The following is an 11956-nucleotide window of genomic DNA, read 5'->3' as shown; positions in this document are numbered from 1 at the left end:
CGCCACCCAGCGCCTGACCGTGGAGAACTCCAGGCCGTAGCGACGAGCAACGGCTTTGACCGATGTGGAGGTCTTGCAGGCCTCTTTGGCGACCTGCAGTTTGAAACGCGCGTCGTATCTGTTCATGTATCCCTCGGGGTTGGATCTGATGTCCAACTCCCGGGGGTCACTTCAAGGACGGGTCTACGGCGTCCCCCGCAACCGGACCCACCCCGCCATCCCACCGAATGCCTGCTTCTGCTGTCGCTGTCGCTGTTGCTGTTGCTGTTGCTGTTGCCCTGGCATCGGCAGGCGCAGGGCGCAGCCCTGCCGAATCCCATTACACTCCAGAAGGATTTCCCTGCTGGAGAGAGCAATGAAAAGAGTGGTACTGGGCGTGCTGGCCCTGTCGGTGTCGAGCGCACTGATGGCGGCCACCCCGAAATTCGATGGCGCGCGGATCTCCGCCGACGTCAAGGAACTGGCCTCCGACGCCTACGAAGGCCGCTCGCCGGCCACCGCCGGCGAAGAGAAGACCATCGCCTATCTCAGCAAGCAGTTCGCCGATGCCGGGCTGCAGCCGGGCGGCGACCTGAAGGACGGCAAGCGCCTGTGGACCCAGGCTGTGCCGCTGCGCAAGGGCGATATCGTCGGCACACCGCAGCTGGCGCTGCACCAGGGCGGCAAGACCGTTGCGCTGGAGCAGGGCAAGCAGATTGCCGTGCGCGCCGCCATGAACGGCGCCAGCAACGTCGACATCAGCAAGGCCCCGCTGGTGTTCCTCGGCTATGGCGTGAAAGCGCCGGAGCGCAACTGGGACGACTTCAAGGGCGTGGACCTGAAGGGCAAGATCGCCGTCGTACTGATCAACGATCCGGACTTCGAGACCGGCCAGGGTGATTTCGACGGCAAGGGCATGACCTATTACGGCCGCTGGACCTACAAGTACGAGGAAGGCGCGCGCCAGGGGGCACTGGGCGTGCTGATCGTGCACGAGACCGCACCGGCCTCCTATGGCTGGGCCACCGTGGCCGGTTCCAACACCAACACCATGTTCGACGTGGTGCGCGACAACCCGGCCGAAAGCCACCCGCTGCTGGAAGGCTGGATCCAGCGCGACCTGGCGGTGGAGCTGTTCCGCTCGGCCGGGCAGGACTTCGAGGCGCTGAAGAAGAAGGCGCAGCAGCGCGACTTCACCCCGGTGCCGCTGACCGGCGCCAGCCTGGACGCCAAGTACGCGGTGAAGACCGAAGTGATCACCTCGCACAACGTGGCCGCACGCCTGGAAGGCAGCCGCCACCCGGACGAGACGATCATCTACAGCGCGCACTGGGACCACATCGGCGTGGGCGAGCCGGACGCGCGCGGCGACCGCATCTTCAACGGCGCACTGGACAACGCCAGCGGTACCGCCTCGCTGATCGAGCTTGCCCGTGGCTTCGCCAAGGAAAAGCGCCCGCAGCGCTCGCTGCTGTTCCTGGCGGTCACCGCCGAGGAAAAGGGCCTGCTGGGGTCGGAGTACTACGCCACCCATCCGCTGTACCCGCTGGAAAAGACCGTGGCGGTGATCAACATGGACGGCATGGCGCCGTTCGGCCCGTCGCGTGACTTCGGCATCTACGGCGCCGCGCGTTTCGAGCTGCTGGACCAGCTGAAGGACGTGGCCAAGGGCTGGGACATCCGCTACACGCCGGACCCGAAGCCGGAAGCGGGCCTGTTCTTCCGCTCCGACCACTTCCCGTTCGCCAAGCGTGGCGTGCCGGCGCTGTCCTGGTCGGCCGGCCAGGACTGGGTGGACGGTGGCGTCGCCGCAGGCAAGAAAGCCTCCGAGGACTACACCGCCAAGCGTTACCACCAGCAGGGCGACGAATGGCAGCCGGACTGGGTGTTCGCCGGTGCCGCCCGCGACCTGGAAGTGCTGTACACGCTGGGCAACCAGCTGGCCAACTCCCGTGCCTGGCCGAACTGGAGCAAGGACGAGTCGTTCCGCGCCGTACGCGACGCCAGCGCCGACCAGCGCAAATAAGGGAATGCGGGGCGCGCTGCCCCGCCAGCCCTGGTAGCGCCGGGCCATGCCCGGCGTTGCATTGAAGGCTTCCATCCCCGCTTTCCGGCCCTTCGTCGCAGGCCGCTTGCTTGCCCGGCCGGCCGCCCTATGCTCGGCTCACCCCCTTCCTCCAAGGCGCCGCCGTGTTCGCCAGCCTCTCACTTCTGTTCCGTCACCTGCTGGCCTGGGCTGCGGCGCTGTTCGTCGCTGGCATGGTCTGGAGCGGCATCTTCAGTGGCATGAACGATGGCCCGGGCTGGATTTTCGGCCTGCTGGCGATGTTCCTGATCATTTCCGCGCTGGGCAGTGCCATCACCCACATCCGCCGGGTCTGGCTGGTGGCCGGTCGCCTGGACGCCACCACCCTGTCCGGTCGCCAGCGCCGCCAGATCGAACTGCCGATGGACGCCGGCCACGCCTTCTCGGTGGTGGAGGCGGCGATCTCCGAACTACCCCGCGTGGAAGACGTGGAAAGCTCGGCCGGCAGCCTGCAGGTGCGCGCCTATGTGCGCCGGGTCGATCTCTGGAATGGCCGCCAGCCATCGCGCTGGAACCTGCCTGCGCGGCTGGCGATCAAGCGCAACAGCGTGCTGGCAACGGTCACGCCGGGGCAGGGCACCAGCACCGTTACCCTGCTGTTCGAACCCGATGCCGGCTGGTGGGCCGACCTGCTGGCGCTGGACGAGGGCAGCAACTTCGAGAACGCCGAAGCAGTCACCCGTGCGATCAGTCGCCGCGTCGCCGACCAGCGCCGCGACGAACAGGCTGCGGCCGAACAGACCCAGGTGGAAAAGGAACTGTCGGTGGCGCGGCTGAACCTGCTGCATGCGCAGGTGGAACCGCACTTCCTCTACAACACGCTGGCCAACGCGCAGGTATTGACCCGCACCGATCCGGCGCGTGCCGAACAGATGCTCGGCCACCTGATCCAGTACCTGCGCAGCTCGTTGCCACAGGTGGACGAATCGGTGTCCACGCTGGGCGTGGAGCTGGAACGCACCCGCGCCTACCTGGAGATCCTGCGCATCCGCATGGGCGCACGGCTGGCGGTGGAAGTGCAGGTGCCCAACGAACTGCATGGCGTGCACCTGCCGGCGATGGCGCTGCAGACGCTGGTGGAAAACGCGATCAAGCATGGCCTTGAACCCAAGCCCGGCGGAGGCACGATCTGGATCCTGGCGCGCGGCTTCGATGACCACGTGACGGTGACCGTGGCCGACGATGGGCTCGGCTTCGGCCAGGGCACCAGTGGTACCGGCATCGGCCTGAAGAACCTGCGCGAGCGTCTGCGCCTGACCTGTGGTGAGCAGGCCGGCGTGGCGATCGTCGCCAACTTCCCCAGCGGCGTGGCAGCGACCATGACCCTGCCGCAGTCGCACAAGGAGCGCAGCCATGCCGCTTGAGGCACTGATCGCTGAAGACGAAGAACTGCTGCGGCAGTCGCTGGTGGAGCAACTTCGCCGGCTGTGGCCGGACCTGAAGCTGGTGGCCGAGTGCGAGGACGGCGCCAGCGCGCTGGAGCAGCTGGCCGAGAAGCAGCCGGACATCGCCTTTCTCGATATCCGCATGCCTGGCATCAGCGGCATCGAGGTGGCACGCTCGCTGTCCGAGCTGAGCCCGCGCACCCAGGTAGTGTTCGTCACCGCCTACGACCAGTACGCCATCGATGCGTTCGAGCAGGGCGCGATGGATTACCTGTTGAAGCCGGTCAGCGACGAGCGCCTGCTGGCCACCCGCGAGCGCATCCTGTCGCGGCTGCCATCGACGCGCCAGGACGATGCCGTGCTGGAGCGCCTGCTGCAGCGGTTGGGCCCATCGCAGGGCGCAGCCGAGCGCCCGCCACTGGCCTGGATCACCGCCAGCAACGGCCGCGAGACGCAGCTGATCATGCTGGAAGACGTGGCGTACTTCCGCGCGGACAACAAGTACACCACCGTGGTCACCGCCAGCGGCGAAAGCCTGCTGCGCACGCCATTGCGCGAGCTGCTGGAAGTGCTTGATGCGCAGCACTTCCGCCAGATCCATCGTTCGACCATCGTCAACATGAAGGCAGTGGCGGCGGTCAGCCGCGACGATACCGGGCGCGGCGTGCTGCGCCTGCGCGGGCGGACGGAGACGCTGGTGGTCAGCCAGCCGTTCATGAGCCTGTTCCGCGGCATGTAGCCGCAGCCGCATCCCCCTGCACCGAGGAATGAACATGTCCCGTCTGCTGATTGCGTGCGTGGCCGTGCTGGCACTGGCCGGCTGCGAAAAATCCCGCAACACCTCGATCACCCGCACCCATGCCAACGGCGTGGACACGCTGTACAGCAAGAGTACGGTGGTCGATGGCGAGGCGCGCTTCCAGTGCATTGCCAGCAGCAGTGGCCACTGCCATTACCTGGTGCTGGACCCAGCGTGCAGCTCCGATGCCGCGTGCACCACACCGCCGCTGCGCCGGTTCGCCGTTGCAGCAGGCAAGACCGAGGCCATGCGTGGGCTACCCGACGGCTTCCGCCAGTGCGTCAGCCAGGACCCGATGGAACACTGCCACCGTGAGTGATCACGGTGGCAGTGTGGGTCCCCCCGCTTCCCTGAAGGCTCAGTAGGCAGGTTGCAGTGTCAGGTCGTGATGGTGCTCGGTCTCGCCCACATGGTTGAGGCGGCCGACCAGTTCGGAGTGCTGCTTCATCCGGCCGATCTCGGTCATGATGCGGATGTCCTCGTGGCGCAGTTCGCGCTTGGCGGTGACCGCCTGCTTGTAGTCCAGCACTTCCGGGTAGTGCTCGGCCAGGTCCAGCGCCTCGGCCACGTGCTCCACGCTGTCGGCCTTGGAACTGATGCGGGCGCGGCTGTTGAACGCCTTCATCCAGCGCTCGAAGCCGGCCTGCTGATCGAACATGTTGGCCATGAACCAGATCACGAACAGGATCGACACCCACGAGCCGAACACGATCACCACGCGGGTGAAGGTGATATGGAAGTCGTCGCGCCACAGGTAGTTGGCGATCAGGCCCAGGATCAGCAGCGAGGCCGCCTGCCAGCCGACGATCGAGGCGATCAGCCACTGGCACTTGGCCTGGGCCAGCACAGCCACTTCATCGCGGATCTGCTGCTCGCTGAGGTTGCGCCAGTGCGCCACCTGTTTGTCGAACGGGCTGCTGTAGAGCTCGTTGTCGCGAAGCAGAATTCCCAAACCCTTGAACAAGGCAATCATGGCTGGCTCCTTGTGGAACGTGCGTCGATCAGCATTGGACGGTGTGGCGGATCCAGTTCTAGCACTTCCAGCGAGCCGTGCAATGGGGGCAATGCCAAGCGGCGCAAGGGTTTGACCGGCGGGAGTGAAAATTGGTGCGATGCAGCATCGCAGTCGCGGCCTGCGACAGGATGTCGCAGGGTGAAACGTGCTGCGGCCGCACATGAAACCGTCGCTGAGCGGGGAGGCTCGCCGCCGGAGGCGTGATCGCCGAGAATCGGAGCCAACCGCGCAAGACGCGACTGTTCTTCCGCCTCTCCTGGACCTGTGATGCCGGCCTTGCTGCAGCGACTCTCCCGCCCCGTCACGGCGCCGATCCGACGCTGGGTACTGGACGCCTTCCCGCGCGGCCAGAGTGGTATCGACTACGACCATCCGCAGGGCGATCCGGGCTGGTTCGGCCCGGACAGCGTCACCTGGCGGCTGCACGCCGAATTTCCCTCGATGCTCGCCGGTGGCCTGTGCGCGCTGATGCTGCAGACCCTGCACCCACGCGCGCTGGCCGGGGTCTATGACCACTCCAATTTCCGCCAGGACCTGGTGGGTCGGCTGCGCCGCACCACGGCCTTCGTTGCCGGCACCAGCTATGCGCCCAGCGGCGAGGTGGAGGCGCTGGTGGCCAGGGTGCGCCGCATCCATGCGCAGATCCGCGGCCAGACCGCGCAGGGCGAGCCTTACGCCGCCGACGATCCGCAGTTGCTGACCTGGGTGCACGTGACCGAAGCCTTCGGTTTCCTGCAGGGGTTCCGACGCTACGGGCGCGAGGTGCCGGCGCACATCGCCGATCGCTATTACGACGAGTACCGTTGTGTGGCCGAGGCACTGGGCGCGGTGGATGTGCCGCGCAGCGAAGCGGAAGTGGCGGCGTACTTCTGTGCACGTCAGCCGGAGCTGCGTGTGGATGACCGCTCGCGCGAGGTGCTGGAGGTGCTGTCCGGCGTGCGCCTGCCGGTACCGGTGCCGGGGCTGTCGCGCGAGGTGTTCCTCGGTGCGGGCGCGGCGCTGCTGCCGGACTGGGCCGAAGGCATGCTTGCACGCAGTGGCCGTCAGCGCGCCCAGGCGGCGGCGTCTGCGAAGCTGATGCAGGGCATGGCGCCGCTGTTCCGCCGTGCGCTGCCCGACGGCCTGGCCAGCCGCGCCTGTGCACGCATGGGCGCGTCGGTGGAGATCCTGCGCGAGTGGCCCGCGGTTGCCTGGTAGGTGCCAACCTTGGTTGGCACGCTTTTCGCGGTGCCGCGGAAGCGCCAACCAAGGTTGGCAGCTACCCGCAAGTGAAACGGGCGCCTTGCGGCGCCCGTTCCGGTTACATCACCACACCTTGACCCGCTTGTCCGGGGCCAGGTACAGCTTCTGGCCTTCCTTCACTTCGAACGCCGGGTACCAGGCGTCGATGTTGCGCACGGTCAGTGCGCGGAACTGGCCCGGTGCATGCACATCGGTCAGCAGCGAGTTGCGCAGCGCCTGCTCGCGGCTCTTGCTGCGCCACGCCTGGGCGAAGCCGAGGAAGAAGCGCTGGTCCGGGGTAAAGCCTTCCAGGGTCTGGCCCGGCTTGCCCTGCAGCGACAGCTGGTAGGCATCGTAGGCGGTGCCCAGGCCAGCCACGTCGGCGATGTTCTCGCCCAGGGTCAGCTTGCCGTTCACATGCACGCCGGGGAACGGCTCGTAGCTGCTGAACTGCGCGGCCAGCGCATCACCGGCGGCGTTGAACTGCTTCAGGTCCTCGGCGGTCCACCAGTTGTGCAGCTTGCCGGTTTCATCGAACAGCGCACCGGCGTTGTCGAAGCCATGGCTGATCTCGTGGCCGATCACCGCGCCGATCGCACCGTAGTTCACCGCGTCGTCGGCGGCGCCGTCGAAGAACGGCGGCTGCAGGATCGCGGCCGGGAACACCAGGCGATTCTCCAGCGGTACGTTCATCGCGTTGATGGTCTGCGGCAGCATCGCCCACTCGCTGTGGTCGACCGGCTTGCCCAGCTTGGCGATGTTGCGCTGGTACTCGAACAGCTCGGCGCGCTGCGCATTGCCCAGCGGGTCATCACGGCGGATCTCAAGGCCAGTGTAGTCGCGCCACTTTTCCGGATAGCCCATGCCCACGGTCAGGCCGGCCACCTTCGCCTTGGCGCTCGCCTTGGTCTGCGGCGACATCCACGACAGCGCGTCGATGCGCTTGGCGAAGGCGGCAATGATGTTCTTTGCCATCTCGTCCGCGCGTTCCTTGGTCTTCGCGTCGAAGTGCTTTTCGACGTAACGCTTGCCGATCGCTTCGCCCACTGCGTGGTTGGCGTCGTCCACCGCGCGCTTCCAGCGGTCGCTCTGCTGCGGCGTGCCGCTCAGCGCGGTGCCATGGAAGGCGAAGCGGGCATCGGCGAACTTCTTCGGCAGGTAGGCGGCGGCACGGTCCAGCGCGTGGAAGGCCAGGTAGTCCTTCCACACCTCCAGTGGCTCGGTGGCGACCAGCCTGGACAGGCCGGCCACGGCCTTGGGCTGCCACACGATGAAGTCCTGCTGGTTGCCCAGCGCGGCCGCGTCGAGGAAGGCGTTCCAGTCCATGCCCGGCGCCTTGGCATTGAAGTCGGCCTGGGTCCACGGATTGGCACCCTTGGTCACATCATTGGTTTCTTCCTGGGTGGCGTGCGCCTGCGCGATCTTCGTCTCCAGCGCCAGGATGCGTTGTGCCTTGCCGGCCGGATCGGCCACACCGGCCAGCTGCAGCATCTGCGCGATGTAGGCCTGGTACTGCTTGCGCAGCTCGGCCATGCGGCCGCCGCCCAGGTAGAAATCGCGGTCGGGCATGCCCAGCCCGCCCTGCACCAGGTACGGCGCGGTGCGGTCCGGCTGCAGCAGGTCCACCGACACCCACAGGCCGAACAGGCGGTCGGTGTAGAAGTTGGTGGCATTGAGCAGGTCGACGTCGGCGCGCAGGTCGCCGCCGAGGGCGCGGGCCAGCCCGGCCTTGTCGGCGATCGCATCGATCGCCTTCAGCTGCGGCTCCACGGGTGCAACGCCGCGCTGCTCGATGCCGGCTTCGTCCATGTAGGCAGCGTAGTAGTCGCCGATCAGCTTGTCGTCACCGCTGGCCTTGGTGTTGCCCGCCGCCCCTTCAAGGATGGCGCGGGTATCGGCCAGGGTCTTCTCGGCAATGACGTTGAAGCTGCCGAAGCGCGAGCGGTCGGCCGGAATCTCGGTGTTCTTCACCCAGGTGCCATTGGCGAAGCCGAAGAAGTCGTCGCCGGCGGCGATGCTGCGGTCCATGCCGCTGGCATCGAAGCCGAAACTGCCCAGCATCGGCTTGGCCGCAGCGGGGGCGGCATCGGCCGGCGCGGTGGCACCGGCGGCCGGTTCGGCCGGGCGGTCACAGGCGGCCAGGGACAGGCTGGCAACGATGGCCAGCGCCAGGGTGGGACGGCGCAGCTTGGACATGGACTTCTCTTGCAGCGGAAAACCCCAAGTCTAATCCGCTCCGGCGCCACTGGCCGCGTCCTTGCGCCGCCCGTCCTGTGCAGGATCTGGCTGAACGCGCAGACGCGATCTTCACGCCGTCACCGGGGTGGTGCATGCTGGACCCTGGAGCCCTGCGCGGACACGGGGAGGTGGCCATGCGGGGGCGGGTCAGGCGTCAAGAATGGCGTCCACCGGCCGTTGAGGTCGGGGACGTGGAGGATTCGTTCGCGCATGAAGCCAGCCGACTGCACAAGGAACACCCGCCGATGCCCGCGCTGAAACGCGCGTTGGCCCGCCCGCTGCGCGCCATTACCTGGGGCGGAGTGCTGCTGGGCGTGCTGCTGGTAACCGGCCTGACCCTTATGCTGGTCAATGACTACCACCGCCGCCTGGAAGCGGCACAGCGGCAGAGCCGGGCGCTGGCGGTGGGCAGCGAGCGCCTGCTGGCGCTGGAACTGCGCAACCTGGAGCGCGCCATGTCCGGCATCGCGGCCGACGCCGCCGAGCTGTTCCGCAGCGTGCCGGCGCAGGCGCCGGCCTTGATGGATGCCTCCATCGGCGGGGTGCTGGGCCGGCATGCCGAACTGCACAGCATCGCCGTGCTCGACCGCCATGGCCGACCGTTGACGGCCGGCGAGGGCGACCTGCAGCTGCCGCTGTGGACCGACCCGCAGCGTCGTGGCCAGGGCAGCGCCCTGTACATCGGCCCGCCGCAGCGGGCCAGCGATGGCGGTTGGGTGGTGCCGTTGGCGCTGCCGATGGCCGGCGAACGCTGGTTGCTGGCACGGCTGCGCTGTGGCGAACTGCAACGCATCGTCGGCGGCCTCGATGTCGGCCCCAACGGACTGGTCTCGATCAGCGATGCCGAGGGTTACATGCTGGCCCGCGTGCCTGATCCGCACGGCACGGTGGGCCGCCGCTACGGCCTGCCGCGCCGTGACCTGCTCGGCACGCAGGCGGTGGTCGAGCTGGGCAGCGTGCCGGGTGTGGTCGACGGCGTACCGCGCATCATGACCATCAGCACGCTGGAACACAGCCCGCTGGCGGTGCAGGTCGGCCTGGCCGACGAAGACGTACTGGCGCCGTGGTGGCCGTACCTGCAGGCATCGGTGGCGATCGTACTGGCTTACATCGCGGTGTTGCTGGTGCTGCTGTACGCCGTGCGGCGCAGCACCCGCAGCCAGCAGGCGATGGCCGAGGAGCTGAAAACAGGCCACGCCGAGCTGCGTCTTGCGCACCAGGTCGGTCGTGTCTGTACCTGGTACGTGGATGAGGACGCCGCATTGCTGCGCTGGTCGCCGCTGGCGCGCGAGATCTTTGGCGTGCAGACCGATGCGCTGCCGGTGGCCGATTTCTTCGCACGCGTGCACCGCGACGATGCCGCGCGCCTGCAGCATGCCTTTGACCAGGCATTCGCCGGCGGCGCCGTGCTCGACCAGGTGTTCCGCCTGGTATTGCCCGGGGGCGAGGTGCGCTGGGTGGGCGCGCGTGGGCAGCGGGTGGAAGTGGCCGACAGCGAGCGGCGCATGATCGGCGCGCTGACCGACCTGAGCGAGCGTTACCAGGCGCGCGAGCAGGTGAGCGAAGTGGAACGGCGCTTCCGGCTGCTGTTCGACCGCAATCCTGCACCGTTCTGGGTGTTCGACCCGGATACGCTGCGCTTCATCGAGGTCAACGACGCTGCGGTGCGCCAGTACGGCTACAGCCGCGACGAGTTCCTGGCGATGAGCATCCTCGACATCCGCCCGCGCGAAGGCTGGGACGAAGTGCGTGGTGCCATCCAGCGCGCACAGGTGGGCGATCCTCCGGACGCGACCGTGCGCCTGCACCGGCGCAAGGACGGTAGTGTGTTCGAGGTGCGCGCACACCTGTCCAAACTCGATTTCGATGGACAGCCGGCGTGCCTCGTGCTGGCCGAGGATGTCAGCGAACGGCTGGCCTACGAGCGTGACCTGGCCTATCGGGCACGGCACAACCCGGCCACTGGCCTGCTCAACTTGCGCGCCCTGACCGAACAGCTGGACGAGCAGCAGCAGGGCTACACCATCGCCTTCGTGCAGTTGCGTGGCCTGCAGCTTGTGGCCGATACGCTGGGCCGCGAGATCGGCGATGCGGTGCTGCAGTCGATGGCGACCCGGCTCGGTGGACTGGGGGCGCGTTGCGGCACGCTGGCATTCCAGCCGGCGGAAGACTTCGTGTTCGCGATCGGGGCCGAGCACGATACCCAGCGCGTGCTGGATGACCTGCTGCAGATCGTCTCAGCGCCGATGCGTGGCAAGGATTCACTGCACCAGTTCGAACCGCGCATCGGTGTGGCCGTGCACACTGCCGGCGACGGCCACAGCGCCGAGCAGGTGATCGGCATGGCCGCACAGGCCGCGCACGCGGCGCGTGCCGAGGGCAACGTGGTGGTCTGGTTCGATGCGGCAGTGACCACGCGGCTGGCCGACCGCCTGCGCCTGGCCGGGCGCATCCACGCCGCCATCGACAACGAGTTCCAGCTGTACTTCCAGCCGATCCGGCACGCCAGCGATGGCAGCCCGGCCGCGCTGGAGGCCCTGCTGCGCTGGCCGCAGGCCGATGGCAGCTTCATCCCGCCCAACGAGTTCATCCAGCTGTGCGAGGACACCGGGTTGATCCTGGCGCTGGGCCGCTGGGTGATCCGCGCTGCGGCGAAGGCACAGCGCCGGTTGGTCGAGGCCGGTTGGGGCGAGCTGCCGATCGCGGTCAACGTGTCGGCAGTGCAGTTCTTCAACAGCGACCTGGTGGCCGAATTCACCCGCGTCCAGCAGGAGTTCGGACTGGCCCGCGGCGCACTGCACGTGGAGCTGACCGAGAGCAGCCTGATGCGCAAGCCGGCGCAGGCGATGCAGACCATGCAACGCCTGCACGAGCAGGGCATCCGCGTGTCGCTGGACGATTTCGGCACCGGCTATTCCAGCATGTCCTACCTGCAGCACCTGCCGCTGGACATCCTGAAGATCGATCGCAGTTTCGTCGCCGACGTGGAAACCAATCCGCGTAACGCCTCGATCTGCCGCGCGCTGTTGTCGCTGGGGCACAGCATGGGCCTGACCATCATCGCCGAGGGCGTTGAAACGCCGGGGCAGCTGGACTGGCTGGCCGCGCACGGCTGTGACCAGGTGCAGGGCTACCTGCTGGGGCGGCCGGCGCCGCTGGAGCGGATCATCGACGCGCTGGATGAAGTCCCTGCCTGATCGGGGCTTCGTATTTGCCGGCCAGCGGCCGGCACT

9 protein-coding genes are annotated in these 11956 nt (G+C 67.6%); 6 read left to right on the top strand and 3 right to left on the bottom strand.

Annotated features, from left to right (window positions below; genetic code table 11):
* On the bottom strand, nt 1–126 hold a 126-nt coding region (locus RCF13_RS18090), incomplete at its 3' end, for a transposase (protein WP_308141432.1).
* A 229-nt stretch (nt 127–355) separates the two neighbouring features.
* On the opposite strand from RCF13_RS18090, the gene RCF13_RS18085 reads away from it, so the two are divergent.
* From RCF13_RS18085 to RCF13_RS18070, 4 genes are all read left to right on the top strand, one after another.
* On the top strand, nt 356–2005 hold the full coding sequence (locus RCF13_RS18085) for a M28 family metallopeptidase (protein ID WP_061478620.1): 1650 nt from the start codon (nt 356–358) through the stop codon (nt 2003–2005).
* Between the two features lie 164 nt (nt 2006–2169).
* Entirely contained in the window at nt 2170–3429 is a 1260-nt protein-coding gene (locus RCF13_RS18080) for a histidine kinase (protein WP_061478621.1), read from the top strand.
* A complete protein-coding gene (locus tag RCF13_RS18075; protein WP_134968927.1) occupies nt 3419–4189 on the top strand; it encodes a LytTR family DNA-binding domain-containing protein in 771 nt (256 codons plus the stop codon). Before RCF13_RS18080 ends, RCF13_RS18075 begins: the two co-directional genes overlap by 11 nt.
* A gap of 34 nt (nt 4190–4223) precedes the next feature.
* The gene (locus RCF13_RS18070; protein ID WP_134968928.1) at nt 4224–4568 is read left to right on the top strand and encodes a hypothetical protein; all 345 of its coding nucleotides are present in this window, start codon (nt 4224–4226) and stop codon (nt 4566–4568) included.
* A 39-nt stretch (nt 4569–4607) separates the two neighbouring features.
* Here the strand turns inward: RCF13_RS18070 and RCF13_RS18065 are convergent, their stop codons facing one another.
* Entirely contained in the window at nt 4608–5222 is a 615-nt protein-coding gene (locus RCF13_RS18065) for a hypothetical protein (RefSeq protein ID WP_005415104.1), read from the bottom strand.
* A gap of 309 nt (nt 5223–5531) precedes the next feature.
* On the opposite strand from RCF13_RS18065, the gene RCF13_RS18060 reads away from it, so the two are divergent.
* A complete protein-coding gene (locus RCF13_RS18060; protein WP_308141431.1) occupies nt 5532–6461 on the top strand; it encodes an oxygenase MpaB family protein in 930 nt (309 codons plus the stop codon).
* A gap of 108 nt (nt 6462–6569) precedes the next feature.
* Here the strand turns inward: RCF13_RS18060 and RCF13_RS18055 are convergent, their stop codons facing one another.
* Entirely contained in the window at nt 6570–8681 is a 2112-nt protein-coding gene (locus RCF13_RS18055) for a M13 family metallopeptidase (RefSeq protein ID WP_061478624.1), read from the bottom strand.
* Nucleotides 8682–8857: 176 nt separating this feature from the next.
* Here RCF13_RS18055 and RCF13_RS18050 point away from each other — a divergent pair, with 176 nt between their 5' ends.
* A complete protein-coding gene (locus RCF13_RS18050; protein WP_134968929.1) occupies nt 8858–11920 on the top strand; it encodes an EAL domain-containing protein in 3063 nt (1020 codons plus the stop codon).
* The last annotated feature ends 36 nt before the right edge of the window (nt 11921–11956 follow it).

The organism is Stenotrophomonas maltophilia group sp. RNC7, from assembly GCF_030910085.1.
Taxonomy (GTDB): domain Bacteria; phylum Pseudomonadota; class Gammaproteobacteria; order Xanthomonadales; family Xanthomonadaceae; genus Stenotrophomonas; species Stenotrophomonas sepilia.
The sequence above is the reverse complement of the archived record's forward strand: the minus strand, read 5'-3'. Positions and strand labels throughout refer to the sequence as shown.

Bases quoted from the DNA above. Each gene is read 5' to 3' on its own strand.
- RCF13_RS18050 (WP_134968929.1), top strand. From the start codon at position 8,858: ATGCGGGGGCGGGTCAGGCGTCAAGAATGGCGTCCACCGGCCGTTGAG.
- RCF13_RS18060 (WP_308141431.1), top strand. From the start codon at position 5,532: ATGCCGGCCTTGCTGCAGCGACTCTCCCGCCCCGTCACGGCGCCGATC.
- RCF13_RS18085 (WP_061478620.1), top strand. From the start codon at position 356: ATGAAAAGAGTGGTACTGGGCGTGCTGGCCCTGTCGGTGTCGAGCGCA.
- RCF13_RS18055 (WP_061478624.1), bottom strand. From the start codon at position 8,681: ATGTCCAAGCTGCGCCGTCCCACCCTGGCGCTGGCCATCGTTGCCAGC.
- RCF13_RS18070 (WP_134968928.1), top strand. From the start codon at position 4,224: ATGTCCCGTCTGCTGATTGCGTGCGTGGCCGTGCTGGCACTGGCCGGC.
- RCF13_RS18065 (WP_005415104.1), bottom strand. From the start codon at position 5,222: ATGATTGCCTTGTTCAAGGGTTTGGGAATTCTGCTTCGCGACAACGAG.
- RCF13_RS18075 (WP_134968927.1), top strand. From the start codon at position 3,419: ATGCCGCTTGAGGCACTGATCGCTGAAGACGAAGAACTGCTGCGGCAG.